Source organism: Litoribacter ruber (genome assembly GCF_018449405.1).
GTDB lineage: Bacteria > Bacteroidota > Bacteroidia > Cytophagales > Cyclobacteriaceae > Litoribacter > Litoribacter ruber.
On sequence record NZ_JAHCMY010000001.1, the window covers coordinates 642123 to 659924 of the forward strand.

Consider the following 17802-nt stretch of genomic DNA (forward strand, 5'->3'; position numbering starts at 1 on the left):
TAGTTTTACCTAAAAAGTCTCTGTAGAAGAAAATGTTTAAATTGGAATCCGCCGACGCCTTAAGGTATCGGTGTGAAATTGTAACTCACGGCAAACCTTGCCCCGAGCAAAAGCCGGTTTTGTGCGTTGAATTCATAATTGGCCAACGAAAAGAATGGAGGATCAAAAAGGTTGGAATCCTGCCGGTAATTGATCCAAAGGGCAGAAAGTCCAGTGGCTAACTGAATCCGTGAATTTAGGCTGTACCTCAACTGGGCGGCCAGGCTGGTTACGTTGGGATTGTTGGTTGAAATGGGGGAGATGTTTGATAACTCGGGGTTAAAGTAGAACCTGCTTTTCAAAGGGATTAGGGAGCCGAATCCGAAACCAAACGCATATTGTGAGTCATAACTGCTGTAATAGCTTCCCTGCAGAAATGAATAAAACCTTGGAACCCCCATTTTGAAAGATAAATTGAATGGGTACAGCTCATTCACCGAAGTTTCCAGTGCGCGGTAACCGCCATTTTTGACAAATGACAAAAATCCGATGGGGACGCCATTAGGTATGCTGTCAGCCACGTTGACAAACCCTATCTGGGCACCCTCTAAAGTTTTTCGGGCAATATTGACGAAACCCAACTGCAGGCCCTCGGTGTCATCGAGGGTGGTGTTTACAAAGCCGAAAGCTGCTCCTTTCGAACTGCCCAGCGTTGTGTTTACATAGCCCACCCTTAGGCCCTCCGAATTTTTCCTGGTGGTGTTTACAAAACCGATTTTTGCACCTAATGAATTCTCAAGAATGGTATTAACAAAGCCCACCTGCAGTCCCTCAAAACTTTGCATAGTCGTGTTGACAAAACCTACCTGTAACCCCCTATGGCTGCCTTGGGCAATGTTAATAAAACCGATCAGCGGAAATCTAAATTGATCTGGCACGCTGTTATAGATCACCGTGTACACTGTTTCCTGGGAATGCGGAGTTGATTGAGCATGAGCTTGGAAACTCCTCATTCCCAAAGCCAAGATTGCCAAAATATATAATGACTGCTTCATATTAGTAGAAATTCAAATTGCTAAAAAATATATTCAATTTACTTCACCAAGGTAAAATTCTCAGCCCGTCCCCTTCAATCCACCGGCCAATGCATTTACGAGCAAAAGTAGCTGTAACAAGTAGGCCTCGCTCTCCATGGGATTTGTTTTCTTTAGTTTTCTCCACTTTAACAAGTTTTTTATCTGGATTTTATGTAGCAGGTTGAGGGCATTGTTTCTAAGCTTGTGATCCTCGAGCTTAGAAATCCGACGGGATTCCATGGAGGCCCCCAAGGTTTCCTCAATCTTTTCCAAACCGGGCCTGGTTCCAGCTGAAGACCCAAGGAATGGAGCGCAGGTCTTCCAAGGATCTTTGGCCTGTTCGCCGGGCAGGTCTTGACCCGATCTTGCTTTCCTCCAACACGTCAATAGGTGTGGCCTTACCATAAAACTCTAGGAAGTTTGGATGGTCTAATAGCTCCCTATAGGTTTTTCTGGCCGAACCTACCAAGTTGTCCATGATGCCGTATAGTTTGTCTTTTGGGGTGTTATCAGCAGAGATCATAGTTTGCCTAGCCGTACCCGCTAGCAACATTTCCAAGTTGTAGGTTGCCGTGAGGCGGTTGGCAAACTGGTTGGCAATAGTTTCGCCTTGTACGGTCATTTTCATCTGGCCACTCATGGAGCCCGCCGGCATGCTGTCCAAAAATCGGTGGATCTTGCCACCGCCCCGGCTAATACTTCCACCACGCCCGTGGAAAAAGCACAGCTTGACTCCAAATTTATTGGCCGCCTCAGTCAGTCTTTCTTCCGCTTTATATATGGTCCATCTGCTTGTCAATATTCCCCCGTCCTTGTTGCTATCACTGTAGCCCAGCATGATCTCCTGGGTGAAATGATCAATTTTATTGATTTGCTTTTGGATTTGGGGATGGCTCAGGTAGGCTGAAATAATCTCAGGACCGGCTTCCAGATCATCGATAGTTTCCAATAAAGGGACTATCGGCAGTCGGGCATGCTGCAAACCCACCTCCCGCAATAGCAGATGGACCACCAACAAATCACTCAGGCTTCTGGTCATGCTCACAATAATGGACCCGATTCCATCAGCTCTATAGAGGTCCATATAGCTTTTCACTTCACGCAGATAGCCCAAAACATTATCGGCCTCCTGCCCACAGGATGTTCCGACCACCAGAAATGGGCGGTTGCTTTGTAATTCCTGATTTATAAAGGTGAGCCGCTTATCCTCATCCCAGTTTGCGTAGTCCGAATCCCCATTTCCCGATGCTTTAAGGATCTGACTGATGGCTTTCTCATGATAAGCGCTGTTCTGACGGATATCCAATTTTGCCAAATGGAACCCGAAGCACTGGACCATGCGCTCAATTGGAAAGAGCCATTGTTTTGCCACCCTAGTTGCCCCAAGGGCAATTAAGACATTCCTCAATTTTCTTAACTCTGAAGAAAGCTCTCCCGATGTGCGGAAATAAACCTTTTCATTTTTTTCAGGAGGAGATGAAAGGGTGTTTTCCAAACGTACCAAAAGCAGGTTTACAAACTGTCGGAGGGGCTCGGAGGGGTTTCTGTCAAGCGCTTGCTGACCTTTTGAGCCAAGTCTTTGTGCTGTGGCCTCAATTTCCTCCATAAATGCCTGGGGAAGCTGGTTGCGGTAACTGGAAAAGCTGAGCTTTGCCGCCAGGTTAAAGAGCTCTGCTTTGATTAGGTTAAGGCTTGACTCGCGGTGAAGCCTCAGGGTGTCGGCAGTGAATTCCGGGGTGACAAATGGGTGCCCGTCCCGGTCCCCGCCCACCCAGCTGCCAAACTGGATAGCCGGAAATTGCTCAGGCCATTCCAACAGGTTTTGGGAAAAACCCATGCTGGTCCAGGCATCCAGAAGCCGCTGATCGGATAGACGGACAGCATTTGGGAAAACGTTTAAGAAATAATGCATCAGATTGCTTCTCTCATCTTCCAATCGGGGTTTCTCCAAATAGATCTCGCCAGTTCTCCACCACCGTTCCATTAGGCTCAGGATCTCACTCTTGATCACCGACTGCTCGGCAGTGGACCAATTGGGGTTTTCCCTCTTTACCAATAGCAGATAAAGTTCGCGGTGGATGTCGAGCACGGTGAGCCTTTTGGACTCCGTGGGGTGTGCTGTCAAAACTGGCGTCACATTGATTTTTTGAAGCGCCAGGGCTATTAGTCGCTCATCTACCTTGTTGGCTTTCCATTGTTGGAGGGTCTCTCCCCATGATCCGCGGGTGGATTCGATGCCCAGCTGGGTTTCGCTTTTGCGCCTAAAAACGGCAGCGGCATTTTCTTCAGCGAGATTTAAGAGCTCAAAGCAGATTCCGATGGCTTGGGCAAGTTTTTCATCAGCTTGCAACTGCCTATTGCTGGGCTCAAAAGGCAAACCATCAGCAAGGTCTTTTTCACCAATAGACTCCAGCATTTCCTTGAATAGTTTCAGTAAATAACTGAAATCAGTTTTGATTTTTTCAATTCCGTGGAGGTGTAGGGATTCTGCGGACATGATCGAAGGGTTTTTTGATTCAAATGGATTAATGAAAAAGTTCTGCGCGATGAATAGGCTTAATTTAGCTATATCTTACTTATTTTCACAGAGAAATGGATTACAAAAATCCATTCAATCCCATATTAAACGCTTCAGAGTTGTCTTGATTTACGTACTCCTTTCCACCCCCTGGGTGAAAATAATCATCGGCGCTACCTAAGGAGCAAGGAGCTCATAATGATTATTGCCATATGCACATTTAAAAATAGCCCAGGTGATTAATTCCACTTTACAATCAAGCATCCAGCTTCTATGTTAAATATCCAGTTTAGTTACTCTGTAAGAAAAGTACTTATCGATCATCTTCATGGCCACGCTGGATGGCATGGCCTTAAATGCGAAATTTCTCAACCCAATGAGTAGGGGATTGGTTAGTTGCCCCATTTTGCCAAGTTTCAAGCTTTCTTTAACGATGCTTTTCGCTCTGGGATAATGAAGTTCTTCATATCGATCAAAAGCCATTTTGGTCAAACCGTATTTTTGCAGGGACTTTGCCAATATATAAGCGCCTTCAATAGCCATACACCCACCTTGCCCCAAATTTGGCGTGGTGGGGTGGGCGGCATCCCCGATCATAGTGACAGGGCCTTTTGTCCAGCCATTCCGGAGTTTACGGTCCATTATGCCGTTTTTTAGGATGTTATCGGTTTTGCGGATCAGGTCCGGGATGGGAGCGTGCCAACTGGAGAAAAGCCTGTTAAGTTTAGCCTTGGCCCCTTCCGGGCTGTCATCCTGCATGAAATCTTCATTGCAGGTGGCCCACCAGCCATATACTCCATCTTTAATAGGCACTATCCCCACCCTTTGGCCTTTTCCGAAAGTTTCGCTGCCGTAGCCTATGTCAAAATCGGTTTTTACCACGCCACGCCATACGTTGTAGCCTCTGAAAATTGGCTCTCCATCATTGAATACGTGTTTCCGCACTTGCGAATGAATGCCGTCGGCACCAATTACCGCATCAAACACGCCACTTTCGCCGTTATCAAACGTGAGTTTGATCTGCCCATTTTCCAATTGGGACAATTCCTTCAGAGGGCGATTATTGTGTAATTTGGCGTCGAGGTTTTTTAAAAGTATGGCGTGTAGGTCGGCTCTGTGGATGCAGATTACAGGATAGTCAGTTTTGGGCTCCGACTTGCTTAAAATATCTCCGCTATCGGTTTTGAGATACACCGTTTTGAATTCCCCACTGTTTTTGAGAATGTCGGCTAGCAGACCCAATTCATCCATTACGCAGAGTGCATTGGGAAAAACACTGATGGCAGCACCGATTTCCCCAAAATCTTCTTTCCGTTCAAATATGTTGATGTCATACTCATCGCTGCCCAAGCATCTGGCAAAGGTCAGCCCGGCAATCCCGCCGCCTATGATAGCTATTTTCTTTTTTTCGATCATGGATTTTAGAAGGACTTAATGGCCTACTCATGATCAAATATAAGCATCTATTGACAGTTCTTTTACCTATTCCATCGTTTACAGCTTCACATATTTCTCGCCGCAGCCCTCAATGCAAACGTAGGTGATGATCAGGGTAGATCCAGTATGCTCAAACGGATAAGGCCACTGAGGTTCGCAACCATCTGGGGAGATGGTGGAATCTGTGAGTGAATAACATTATCTCTTACCAACGTTATTTTAAGTTTTAGGGGTGTCCCGTTTTTCCTAATTAGTCAAAATTTGATTCTTTTGTCCAAAGCTTACTCGATTGGTAGGTTATGTGATTTCAAGAAGGATAGTTTATCCCAATAACCGCGTTGGAAAACGATTTTTCCATTTTGAATCTGAAAAAATCCGCAACCCCGAAGTCCCATTGGGTCCTTCCATTCCAAAATGGCCCATTCCCCATCTTCAAACACGTTTTCCGGTATGCAGGTCATCTCAGCATTGGTAAATTCCTCCTCAAACATTTTCTTAATCGCGGTTTTTCCTTCCACCGGTTCGTTTGCCACTTGATGGTTGATTGCGTGCTCTGCATATAGGTCTGATAAAGCCTCTACATCAGCTCTGTTAAAGGCATCAATCCATTTATGTAAGGTGTCTTTTGGGGTCATTTTGTAATATTATTTTAAGAGTAGGGGATGAGTCTGCGGGGATTTAGGGCTTTTCTTCTTTCTATGATCTGTTTATAAAATTTACGACTACATTGATCATCATTTCTTTTTCTTCAGGTTTACTTTCAACCCTTAAAGGATTGGTCTTTTTCATTTCCAAAAAGACTTGACCCACCGAATCTTTTCTTTAATTCATCCACAGCATGTTTTGCTTCCTCGTAGGATATTCTAAAAGTTGCTTGGATTGGGGTATCGGATAAACTTAATCTTTGATGGTCATAATCATCCAGAATATCCAAACCAGTCGAAAATTCAGCTAAAACTTCAAATATACCTTTTGTCTGATCGTCTGAACCAAGACTTTGGATTGTTCTATTAACAAGTTTTATTGTTTTTTGAAGTTCGAATAACCTCTTTTCGTTAAACGTATAGCCTTTTACCAGATGATCTTTAATGATCTTGTTGGCCCAAATTCTAAAGGTTGTACCCTGTTTGGAATTAACACGATAACCCACAGAAATTATCAGATCCAAATTATAGATTTTTATCTGTCTCTTTACTGTTCTTTCTCCTTCCTGTTGAACTTGTGTAATTTTTGCACAAGTTGCCTTTTCATCCAATTCAGAGGTTTTGTAAATATTTGGATTTACCGGTTTGATGGAGGGAGGATGTGGTACCGGGCCAAAACCTTGCTAGGCCTTGTGTTCATTTCAATGGGGTGAAGCAGTTTTTGTCCATAAAGAGACAAGTCTGCAGGTAAGTAGTTAAGGGTTAGTTTTTTGGATGGGAGAGGAAACATATTTTTTAATGTAAACATTCTAGTGTTTTAGTTTTCTTAACATCTCTTAGGTTTCGTTAAGTCTGATTTGGGGATGGAATCTCTACCTTTGGGCAATAGAAAATTTTAATTACATAATTATGAAGAAATATTTTACTCTTTTTTTACTTTCAACCCTGGCATTCGGCGGTGAGTTGCTGGCACAGCAAACCGTTGAATTAGAGTTGTATGGAGGTCCGGCAATATCTCATTTTAGTGCGCAGGTGAGTATGTCTCGCGAGGAGTTTTCCTTTCTTACTCCCATAAGTGGTCATTTTGGTGTCAACTTGCTCACCAAATTAAATGATAAATTTCAATTAGCTACACAAGTGGAATACATGCAGTCCACATGGGAATATGAAAGGTCTCTTGGGACTGGAGGCCCTTATACCACAGCCGCGAGGGTTAATAGGAGTTTGAATTACAGCATTGGTCTTAGATATAACCATCAAGTCAAGAATAAGATATTTTTTGCACAGGCAGGAATTGGGGGAAGTCGCTTCCTCTATAGTGATTTTTTGTCCCAGAGGATTAGCCAATCAAAGGAACACCTGACTTTCCGCGCTGAAGTGGGGGCAAGGATTTACAACAAACGCAATAATTATTTTGTGCTGGGTTTGAGGCATCAGCAAGGGGTAAACCGACACACCGTGAAAAATCTTGAACCAATGTTTAATACTCCACCGAACACCCTCCGGGACCGAGGATCTTTTACAGGGCTATTTGTAGGATATGGAATCGGGTCAAATAATAAAAAGAGCATACTAAAAAGTTTTTAGCCTTAATTTTTATTCGAAATGAGAAGTTTTATAATGTTAATTTTCGCTTTGGCTACCGGCAACGTGTGGGGGCAAGGGCAGGTAAGTGGATATGTGGAGGATAAAGGCAGCGGTGAAAAGCTTTTTGGCGCTACCATTTTGATTGAGGGAACTGGCCGCGGTGCCCATACCAATTTCTACGGCTTTTTTAGCCTTAACCTTCCCGATTCCACTGCTACTTTAAGGGTGTCGCATGTGGGGTACAAAACCCAAACGGTAAACGTGGATATGGCTGCTTCCAGCAAATTGACTGTGGGGCTACAGCCACTGGATGATCTTGACGAGGTGGTAGTGGAGGAAAACAAGGAGCTTTCCTTCGAAAGGCAGGTGCAGCTCTCCTCGATCAATATGCCGGCCCGGCAACTCAAACAGTTGCCTGCAGTAGGCGGTGAAATAGATCTGATCAGGGGGATCCAGCTCATGCCGGGGGTGCAGGGCGGAAAAGAGGGACTTACGGGCATGTATGTAAGGGGTGGCGGCCCAGACCAGAACCTGATTCTTCTTGATGGCATCCCCCTTTATAACGTAGGGCATCTGGGAGGGATATTTTCCACCTTCAATCCAGATGTGGTGGCGGATGTCAACCTGATGAAGGGTGGCTTTCCTGCCCGGTATGGGGGGAGACTGTCCTCTGTGCTGAATGTAAAAATGAGGAACGGCAACCGAAATGAAATGCGCACGGAAGGGGCAGTGGGGCTGGTCTCAGCACGGATCAGCAATGAGGGGCCGATCAATAAAGGCAAGGGTTCTTATATCGTGGCTCTTCGGAGATCTTATGTCGATATGTTTACCAGGCCTATAGCCAGAATTGCCTCGGGAGGGAGCCATGGTTTTGGTTACACTTTCTATGACTTCAATGGCAAGGCGAGTTATGACCTGTCTCCAAAAGACAAAATTCAGGTGACTGCCTACAGCGGCCACGACAGGGGAGTGGTGAATGCGAGGGATACGAGCAACATCCGGTCAAGTAATTATTTCAAATGGGGAAACCAATTGGCCACTGTAAGGTGGAATAGGGTTATTTCCGACCGGCTTTTCTCTAATACCACGGTGGGCTATACCAATTATATTTTTGATATCGCCACCGATCACAGCAATCCCGAGGAAGAGCATTTCTATCATTTTGGTTACCAATCAGGGATCAGGGACTGGAATCTGAAATATGACCTTGAATATTACCACAGCAAAAGCCACCTGTTTCGGGTAGGAGCCCAGGCCATCCATCACAAATTTACCCCTGGGGTCAATGCCATAAGGAGCACAGATCAGGGTGTCCAAATGGATACTACTTTTGGATCGCAGAATGTGAATGCCTGGGAGCTTTCCTATTATTTGGAAGATGAATGGACGCTCAGCGACCGGTTTAGTGCCAACCTCGGAGTTCATTTCAATAATTACTTCGTGGAAGGTGAACAATATTTTTCGGCACAGCCGAGAATGACTGCGCGATACCAAGTAGGCCCAAGATCGTCTTTAAAAGCCGGGTTTGCCCAGATGCAGCAAAATGTCCACCTATTAAGCAGCACCGGTGTGGGGATCCCGACGGATTTATGGGTGCCTGCCACCTCCCGCACCCGGCCGCAGCAGTCTTGGCAATACACGCTAGGATACCATAGGATGCTGGATAAAGGTTGGGAGTTTTCTGTGGAAGGTTATTACAAAAACATGACAAACCTTATCGCCTACTCCGACGGCGTCAACTGGCTGGAAGGTGCAGCGGACTGGCAGGATCAAATTGAAAGAGAAGGAGAGGGACGGGCCAGGGGCATTGAGGTGCTGCTTCAGAAAAAGGAGGGCCGGTGGAGTGGATGGCTGGGGTATACCTTGGCCCAGTCAGAACGCAGGTTTGACAACATTATGGATGGACAGTTCTTCCCTGACCGTTTTGACCGAAGGCATGATATAGGCTTTACAATGGCTTATCAGGTGAATGACAAAGTGAGCTTTTCAGCCTCTTGGACTTATGGTACAGGGGAGGCCATCACCTTGGCAGAAGGGCGCTACCAGGCCTATACTGAGCCTCCGATTGGGCTGTCAGGTGGATTGACGGGTCCTAATCGATATGTTGAGCATTATGAGGGCAGAAATAATTTTAGAATGCGGTCCTACCACAGGGCAGATTTTGGGATAAGATTCTCCAAGGATAAAAGATGGGGTGAGCGAACCTGGAATTTAGGCTTTTACAATGTATATAATCGTGCAAACCCCTTCTACTATTATTGGTCGGGAGGCACCAATTTCTTTGGCGTAAATGCGGGAGGCACCATGAGGTTGAGGCAGATGGCCCTATTGCCCATCCTTCCAGCATTCAGTTATGAATTCAAATTATATTGATGATGAAAAGATTATTTTGGGGATTGATTCCCATGGCTTTGTCGGGTTGCATGGGATGGATAAATCAGGAGGTGGAAATAGACCTGCCCGAACATGAATCAAAGATTGTGTTGAATGCCCTGCTTAAGGATGGGGATACCCAAGTGAGGTTGGGAATACATAAATCGTATGGTATGATGGATGAGGGCTCAATAAAGGATGGTTTGCCCAATGCCAATGTGCAGATGAGGGTAAATGGGGAATTGATAGAGCGGTTTAGCTTTTTTGGGGGAGAGGATGACTACACGGCTCCCTATCGCATTCACGTAGGGGATAGCGTAGAAGTGGAAATTGACGCCCCAGGATTTGCCTCAGTAAGCAGCTCCACAGTGGTGCCCGTGCCGACCGAGCTGATTTCTGCCAGGTTTGGAGGTGTAGATAGGGGATTGGGAAGTGTGCCACAAAGGGAAGTGTTTTTCAGAGTTGCCCCGCCTGTGGAGGGCAAAAGCTATTATGTGCTAAAGTTTGCCCAGCAAAGAGAGGGGCAGCCTATGAGGACGGCCATACAGTTGACCTCCAACATTCCTTTCATCACGCCCATCCATCCTTTTAATGTTGGCTTTGAGTCGACTCCCACGCAGGGGACCGAAGCTGAGATGGTGGTTTTGGTAAGTGAGCTCTATTATTCAGGGACCCAAGAGGATTTGGAAAGTTACCTGATATTGGAAACGGTGAGCAAGGAGTATTACGACTATGTGACCACCTATTATTATCACTATACCAACCAGAGCCCCGATATTTTTGGTGGCGAGCCCACCCCCATGCCCAGCAACATCACTAACGGCTACGGCATCTTCGGTGCGGCATCGAGTCATATGGTTAGGATTGAGTGATGGGGGATGTCGGATGACCGATGTCGGATGCCTGATGAAGGGTGTCGGATGTGGGATGAAACACTGCTTCGCGGAAGCAAAAGGGAGTTTTTTCTTCGCAAGAGCAAATCGTCACCTCTAGGCTTTATGTTTTGCAAACACTCCCGTTGCTATCGGGTCATGATTTCTCGCCGCGACCGCTGCAGTTTCGCTGCGGCGCAACGAGAAATTGGTCTCATAAACTTTCATATTCTTCTTTACGGTGGGAACTGTAAAGTTTATAAATGAGGCGTGGCGTTCTTGGCGCTGCTCTTTGCGCCGCTGCGTGAAAACCTTTCTAGAGTAGAATTCTTCATTCTGCCATTCCTCTTGCATTTCACGCCGAAGAATCTGAAATTGTAGTCTTTACCAACCCTAAAAACCAGTACACATGACACTGACACATGCGCTAAATAAAACCGACTTTGGATCGGAGGAGAATATTGGGAAAGTGATTTCGGAACAGGAAGCCCTTGAGCTGCTTTCCGATTGGGTGAAAAATGACAAATTGGCCTTTCACATGAAGCAGGTGGGCCATCTGATGAAAGCATATGCCTTACAGCAAGGATATGAAGATCAGACTGTCCATATGTGGTACCTAGCTGGGCTCCTTCATGACGCGGATTGGGACCAGTGGCCGGATGAGCACTGCAGCAGGATCATCGAAGAACTGGAGTACAGGGAAGTGGATCCACGGATCATTAAAGCCATTGCCTCTCATGGTCCTAGGTATTTTGGAGTGAAACCCGAGTCTGAAATGGATAAGATGCTTTATGCCTTTGATGAGCTTTCCGGTTTTGTCCACGCCTATTCCCTGATGAGACCCCAAGGTTACGAAGGTATGGAGGTGAAAGGGGTGAAGAAGCGACTTAAGGATAAAAGTTTTGCCGCCCAAGTAAGCCGCGACGACATCGCTGACGCCAGTGAAAGATCCGGAATACCGGTGGAGGAATTGATCAAATTTGTAATTGTGAATCAGCTGAGAGGGGAGTAAAAAAACCTGCCAGTTTTTTTTGAAAATTCGAAAACCTGGCAGGTTTAATCATTAAAATACGCTCTTGACAATACCCCCATCTACCCGCAGGGCGGCGCCGTTGATCCCGGAGGCTTTTGGGCTGCAGACGAAAGTCACCATGTCGGCGATCTCTTCAACTTTCAACAGACGACCCAAAATTGAGGTGGGGCGGTTTTCTTCCATGAATTTCTTCATGCCCTCCTCTATGTCCATGTCCGAAAACTGTTCCTTGATCAGTTCCCTTACACTTTCTGTGTCGGTGGAGCCGGGCATCACGGCATTTACCGTCACGTCTGTGCCGGAAGTGAGTTCTGCAAGGTTTCTGGAAATGGAAAGCATCATGGTTTTAGTGGCCCCATAATGCGCCATATTGGGATCAGGGTTGACGGCCGTTTCGGAGGATACAAAGATAACCCTGCCGTTTCCTTTGTCAATCATCTTTTTGCCATAATGCTGGCTCAGCCTTACCGCGCTCATGATATTGACATCAAAAATGGTCTGCCAGTCCTCTTCTGTTTCTTCAAAAAAAGGCTTGGCCTCATAGAAGCCCACATTGTTGATCAATATGTCTACATCTGGATATTGCTCGATAATTTTATCGCAATCTTCTTTTTTACCCAGGTCACCAATAGCTTTTTTAAATTTGGTGCTGTTGGTTTTTTCCTGCAGTTCGTTGATGGCTTCACTGACTGATTCGTCAGACCGCCCATTGATAATCACTTCTACGCCCTCTTTGGCTAGGGATTCGGCAATCGCAATTCCAATCCCTCCCGATGAGGCTGTGACAAGGGCTGTTTTGTTCTCCAATTGTAAGTCCATAATTTATAAGGTTGTGGTTTAAGTAAATAACTGCTTATATAAAAGGTTAGAGCTGGAATTGTTTAGATGGGAATAGGGCGGGAGACTGGAGACCGAAGCCTGCCTGACTCGGCAGAGGCAGGACCGAAAGCTGTACGCGGAGAGGATGGGCACCCACGCCGCCAAAAAAAAGCCACCCGAATTGGGTGGCTTGATGTTCTTTGATAATAAGTATTAAGATTGTCTTTCTTCGTTTTCGGAGTCGATAGAATCGTCGGTTACGGCTTCGAGTTCGGTTTCCTCTTCAGGGTCGTCATCTTTTTCAGCTCTTGCTTTTTCGTTTTCCGAACGCACCTGGTCGCGGCGGGCCTGCTCCTCCTTTACCTCACTCACAGGTCTCAGGTTGGAAGGAGGGGGAGGCAGAAGCTCCTCGTCATCTTTTTCGTATGGGAATACCTCTACAATCGGGCTTTCCACAATGTCAGGCACATTGAAGGAAACCAGCATGTTGCTCATGGATTCGTAGATCCTTTCATAGGCCTCTTTTACATGGTGGGCGGTGATCAGCATGTATTGGGTCACCTTTTTCTCCTTGCCGCTGTCGGCATCGGCCACCACGTAGGTGATTTTACATTTGTGCCAAATGTCGATGTCATCGTAAGGGAAAACATCCACAATATTGCTTTTGCCGATACTGGTCACCTGGAAATCCCCACGGATCACACTGCCCAACATATCGTAAATCCTGGCTTCAGCTTCGGTAAAGGATACCGCATCCACCAAATACTGTTCTGACACATTTTTGAGCAGTCCCTGCTCATTTTCCTTCGCGTATTTTACTTTACACAAAAACCAAGTTCTCATTGAATTCTATCTTAAGATTGACTGGCTAAGGTAAACATGAATTTGAGAAAGCGCAAAAAGATGCGGCGGATTAATTGGCAGAATTTTTTCTGTATAATTGAAAACATCATTTTTATTACTTTATATTAGTCAAAAAAGACACCCTACATGTGGAATAAACTTTTTTACAGTTTCCCGATACAGCTCTTGATTCTGCATCTGCGCAAAAACATCCTGCTGATCGGTATTTGGGTGCTTCTTGCGGTCATCGCACTCGAGGGGTTTGGCAAGGTATTGGGCATTCCATACCTCTTTCTGGATCCCGAATACCTCAACGAAGTCAGCTGGGTGGGTTTTTTCCTTGTGGGGATCGGTTTTGCCATCTATACGATGGCCTTCCATATGACGGTATATATCATGGATGCCTCCAAGTTCAAGTTTCTGGCCATCCTGCCCCGTCCCTTTCTACAGTTTTGTGTGAACAATGGTATCATCCCGCTGCTCTTTTATGGGGTCTATATTTTCGCAGTCATCCGGTTTCAGCTGGACAATGATCTGGAAAATAACTGGCTGATTGCCCAGTTTTTACTCGGATTTATTGGTGGTACTTTGCTGACTTATATATTGCTTTTTACCTATTTTGGGTTTACCAATAAAGATTTCTTTTTGCTTTTTGCCGATACCCTGGACAAAAAGCTCCGAAAAACTTCCATCCCCCGGGCCAATGTGATCAGCAGGTACAAGGATCGGAAGAAAACCCGTGAAAAGGTTTTGACCTATCTGGATACTTCTTTAAAACTTCGGGAAGTAAGGCAGGATTTGTTCAGGTTTGAGGGAAACCAGTTGCTGCGGGTTTTTGACCAAAACCATCTCAACTTGTTTATTCTGCAGACCTTCCTGGTGATCTTTATCTTATTCCTTGGTTTTTTCAGGGAGGAAAAGTTCTTGCAATTTCCAGCAGCGATGAGCTCCACGCTGCTCTTGGCCATCCTGACCATGGGGGTGGGGGCAATCAGCTTTTGGTTGCGGGGATGGGCCACACCTGTTGCCATAGCCTTTTTCGTGGTGATCAATATGGCATCAAAAACCCCTTTGCTCAACCGGCCCCATACGGCTTTTGGACTGGACTATACCATAGATCCCAAAAAATACAACCTGGCCACGGTAAATGAAATCCTGCACCAGGATACCGTGCAAAAAGACAGGGAAAGAACATTAGAAATCCTTAACCGCTGGAGGTCCAGTTTTCCCGAAGGGGAAAATCCCAAAATGGTGATGGTGGCCACCAGTGGAGGAGGGCAGCGGGCCGCGCTGTGGACGGTGAATGTGCTGCAACATGCGCATAAGCACACTAATGGAAAACTGTTTGAGCAAACCCGTCTAATATCCGGTGCCTCAGGCGGAATGATCGGGGCGGGATTTTTCAGGGAGCTATACCTCCGATCCTTGCAGGACCCAATGCTGGATATCACTGATTTCACATATTTGCAGCAAATTTCCTCGGATAACCTGAACCCTATTATTTTCACCTTATTGGTCAATGATCTGTTGATCAGAAACCGCTATTTTGATTATAACGGGAGAAAATATCTCCAAGACAGGGGGTATGCCTTTGAAAGCCAGCTTAACATCAACACAAATGGGATTTTGGATAAACCTATCAGGGAGTATGAAAAACCTGAAAGGGAGGCCCTAATTCCCATGATGCCTATCACCCCGCTGATTATCAATGATGCGCGCAAATTGTTTATCTCGCCGCACTCCATGAGCTACATGGGTATTTCCATGGGAAGGGCGGATGGATTTAGGGAGAAAAGCCAGGGAATTGATTTTAAAAGGTTTTTTGCAGCCCACGATGCTGATAACCTTAGGTTTATTAGTGCATTAAGGATGGGGGCCACCTTTCCCTTTATCACGCCAAATATACAGCTGCCCTCTGAACCTCAGATGGAGATCATGGATGCCGGGCTTTCTGATAATTTCGGGGTGCAGGATGCCATGAGGTTCCTGTATGTTTTCAATGACTGGATCAGTGAAAATACCTCCGGTGTGGTGCTGCTGACCATTAGGGATTCTGAAAAGTTTACCGACATCGAGCCCAAGCTTCCTCCTTCCATTTCCCAAAAGCTGGTAACCCCACTCAAAAATATTTACATCAATTGGGATAATGTGCAGACGCTTCACAACGAGGTGCTGTACAATTATATGAAGGAGATCCTCGCTGTGGAGATGGAAAGAGTTGAATTTGAGTATAGCACCCGCTCCTATTTGGAAGAGCGGGAAGGCTACCTGGACAAACCGGAGGAGCTCAAGCAGGAAGAGGTCGAAATCCAGCGGGCATCGCTCAACTGGCGATTGACCGCCAGGGAAAAGCGCTCTATAATCGAAAGCATCCACAGCCCTTTTAATCAAAAGTCACTCAGGCGACTCGAGGAAATGTTTGGGTCGGATTAATTGACCTCCAGTTCCTCTTCCAGCATTTTGATTTGCTCTGGTTTGCCTACCACATAGACGATATCGCCAAGCTTGAACCTGGTGTCTCCGGTGAGATCGGTGAAGGTTCGTCCCTTGCGTTTGATGGCTACAATATTGAGCCCCAGGTCTTCTCTGATATTCATGTCCTTCAGCTTGACACCGATGTAATCCCCGGAATCCTTTTCCACCTTGAGACTGACAAAATTGATCTCCGGCAGGTCAAAACCAAACTCTGATGAAGCCGTGCCGGTGGGGCTGCGGAACATTTCATAATTATGGCTTCGGACTTCCTTGGTGAAATCTTCCACGTCATGCCGGGGCACCAGGTACTTGTTGAGCACCCGGGTAAAGATTTCGATGCTGGTCTCAAACTCCTCCGGGATGACCTCGTCGGCGCCGAGTTTGATATTCTCGTCAATTTCATTGACATACCTAGTTCTTACCATTAGGAAGGCATTTTGGTTGAAATGGCGCACATTTGCGATGATCCCTTTGGTGGCATCACTATCCGATATAGCCACCACTACCACTCGAGCGCTATGGATGTTGACATGCTCCAAAACGGATTCATTTGCCGCGTCGCCATAAATAATGGGTTCCCCGTTGGCCGATTCTGTGCGCACGGTTTCGGGGTTCATCTCGATGATGGCATAGGGGATATTTGCCCTTTTGGCTGCGCGGGAAAGGTTCCGGCCATTGAGTCCATACCCAATGATGATCAGATGGTCTTTGAGCTCGTTGTCTTCTGCCAGACCAGGAGCTGGTTCAGAGTTTCCAGTTTTGATTTTCCTTTTCAGTTTGGCCGGCAGAGGTACCCTGCATAGCTTGTAGGCAAAATGCACCCTTTTCTTCAACACAAAAGGGGTGATGGCCATGGTGAGGATAGAAATTGCCAAGAAATACTGGTAAGTGGTATCATCCAGCAGATTGTACCTAAAGCCCTCTTTTGCCAACAAAAGGGAAAATTCCCCCACTTGAAAAAGGGAAAAGCCTACTATAAAGGCCTCCTCCAGCGAGGCACCTATGGATTTGACGGCTATGGAGGCTATGATAAACTTTACTGCAAATGTTAGCAACACGAGTCCGGCGATGATGAAAAAATGCTCATAGAGGAAGGTGACGTCAAACAACATCCCCACAGACACGAAGAAAAAGCTCAGGAAAATCTCCCTAAAAGGCAAAATTTTACCCGTGGCGTGGTGGCTGTAGTCGGATTCGCTGATGATCAAGCCAGCCAAAAATGCCCCAAGTCCTAGGGAAAGACCAAGTAGTGAAGTCAGGTAAGCTACCGCAAAACAGGTAACAATGATGGTCAAAAGGAAAAGCTCTGCATTCCTTGTTTTGGCTACCCTAAAGAGGAGGTTGGGCATCAGGTATTTGGCGCTCAGGATGGTAAGCAAAATCACCAAGGCTCCCTTGAGGGCCATGTACATCAGGGAAAGGGCGACATTGTCCGACTCTCCAGCCAGCATCGGGGTGAAGAGCATAAAAGGCACGATGGTCACATCCTGAAAAATCAGAATGGCCAAGGTGGTACGCCCCGAAATGGTATTCACCTGTCCGGCTTCTTGGAGAAGTTTGAGTACTATAGCGGTACTACTAAGTGCAAACAGGAATCCGAAAAAAACGGCAATGTTCCAGTCGAAGCCCAAAAAGTAAGTGAGTAGGGTAGTGGCAGCGATCGTCAGCCCCACCTGCAGGGCGCCACCGATGAAGACGGCTTTTTTGATGCTCAGGAGGCTCTTGAGGGAAAACTCCATCCCTATGACAAATAGCAGCAAGATGACGCCAATCTCTGAGAGCACCTCTACAGCAGTAGAGGCCGTCACCAAAGAGAGTCCATAAGGGCCCGCAATAGCCCCTGTAAGCAGAAACCCTATAATAGTCGGGATTTTAAACCTGGTAAAGAGCAGGATCACCAGCGTCGCCAATCCAAATATTACCACTATATCCGAAAGCAGTGGGAGTTCGACAGATGCTAAAATTGGAGCCATGTAGTGGTGGTCGCAAATTAGGTGAATTACAAAAATAAGCTAAAAGCTCGAAAGTGGCGGGATAAAAGAAAAAAATGGGCGGGGAGGAGGAATTCTGAAATTGGAATTGAAATGGGGCACAAAGGGCACGAAGTTTAAAAGAAGTAACGCAAAGGCTGCTTCGTGAAAACATA

14 protein-coding genes are annotated in these 17802 nt (G+C 46.2%); 5 read left to right on the forward strand and 9 right to left on the reverse strand.

What is annotated here, in order from left to right:
- Nucleotides 1-59: 59 nt before the first annotated feature.
- From KI659_RS02755 to rhuM, 6 genes are all read right to left on the reverse strand, one after another.
- Entirely contained in the window at nt 60-1034 is a 975-nt protein-coding gene (locus KI659_RS02755) for an LA_2272 family surface repeat-containing protein (RefSeq protein WP_213943800.1), read from the reverse strand.
- A 60-nt stretch (nt 1035-1094) separates the two neighbouring features.
- The gene (locus KI659_RS18565; RefSeq protein WP_246535265.1) at nt 1095-1328 is read right to left on the reverse strand and encodes a hypothetical protein; all 234 of its coding nucleotides are present in this window, start codon (nt 1326-1328) and stop codon (nt 1095-1097) included.
- Nucleotides 1315-3552, reverse strand: a complete 2238-nt coding sequence (locus KI659_RS02760) for a phosphoenolpyruvate carboxylase (RefSeq protein WP_246535266.1) — start codon at nt 3550-3552, stop codon at nt 1315-1317. Before KI659_RS02760 ends, KI659_RS18565 begins: the two co-directional genes overlap by 14 nt.
- A gap of 297 nt (nt 3553-3849) precedes the next feature.
- Nucleotides 3850-4989 (reverse strand): FAD-dependent monooxygenase, encoded by a 1140-nt coding sequence (locus tag KI659_RS02765; RefSeq protein WP_213943801.1) that lies wholly within the window; start codon nt 4987-4989, stop codon nt 3850-3852.
- Nucleotides 4990-5291: 302 nt separating this feature from the next.
- On the reverse strand, nt 5292-5645 hold the full coding sequence (locus KI659_RS02770) for a nuclear transport factor 2 family protein (RefSeq protein WP_213943802.1): 354 nt from the start codon (nt 5643-5645) through the stop codon (nt 5292-5294).
- Nucleotides 5646-5770: 125 nt separating this feature from the next.
- Complete coding sequence (gene rhuM, locus KI659_RS02775) at nt 5771-6265, reverse strand: RhuM family protein (protein ID WP_246535267.1); 495 nt, start codon at nt 6263-6265, stop codon at nt 5771-5773.
- Between the two features lie 298 nt (nt 6266-6563).
- On the opposite strand from rhuM, the gene KI659_RS02780 reads away from it, so the two are divergent.
- The 4 genes from KI659_RS02780 (at nt 6564) to KI659_RS02795 (ending at nt 11498) form a co-directional block, all read left to right on the forward strand.
- Complete coding sequence (locus KI659_RS02780) at nt 6564-7241, forward strand: hypothetical protein (RefSeq protein ID WP_213943803.1); 678 nt, start codon at nt 6564-6566, stop codon at nt 7239-7241.
- Between the two features lie 18 nt (nt 7242-7259).
- A complete protein-coding gene (locus KI659_RS02785) occupies nt 7260-9614 on the forward strand; it encodes a TonB-dependent receptor (RefSeq protein WP_213943804.1) in 2355 nt (784 codons plus the stop codon).
- Entirely contained in the window at nt 9614-10486 is an 873-nt protein-coding gene (locus KI659_RS02790; RefSeq protein WP_213943805.1) for a DUF4249 family protein, read from the forward strand. Before KI659_RS02785 ends, KI659_RS02790 begins: the two co-directional genes overlap by 1 nt.
- Before the next feature lie 409 nt (nt 10487-10895).
- A complete protein-coding gene (locus KI659_RS02795) occupies nt 10896-11498 on the forward strand; it encodes a hydrolase (RefSeq protein WP_213943806.1) in 603 nt (200 codons plus the stop codon).
- Nucleotides 11499-11549: 51 nt separating this feature from the next.
- Here KI659_RS02795 and KI659_RS02800 read toward each other — a convergent pair whose 3' ends face one another.
- Complete coding sequence (locus KI659_RS02800) at nt 11550-12338, reverse strand: SDR family NAD(P)-dependent oxidoreductase (protein ID WP_213943807.1); 789 nt, start codon at nt 12336-12338, stop codon at nt 11550-11552.
- A 213-nt stretch (nt 12339-12551) separates the two neighbouring features.
- The gene (locus KI659_RS02805) at nt 12552-13181 is read right to left on the reverse strand and encodes a DUF4494 domain-containing protein (protein ID WP_213943808.1); all 630 of its coding nucleotides are present in this window, start codon (nt 13179-13181) and stop codon (nt 12552-12554) included.
- A gap of 147 nt (nt 13182-13328) precedes the next feature.
- Here KI659_RS02805 and KI659_RS02810 point away from each other — a divergent pair, with 147 nt between their 5' ends.
- Complete coding sequence (locus KI659_RS02810; RefSeq protein WP_213943809.1) at nt 13329-15614, forward strand: patatin-like phospholipase family protein; 2286 nt, start codon at nt 13329-13331, stop codon at nt 15612-15614.
- Here the strand turns inward: KI659_RS02810 and KI659_RS02815 are convergent.
- On the reverse strand, nt 15611-17629 hold the full coding sequence (locus KI659_RS02815) for a cation:proton antiporter (RefSeq protein WP_213943810.1): 2019 nt from the start codon (nt 17627-17629) through the stop codon (nt 15611-15613). The genes KI659_RS02810 and KI659_RS02815 overlap by 4 nt on opposite strands.
- Nucleotides 17630-17802 lie beyond the last annotated feature (173 nt).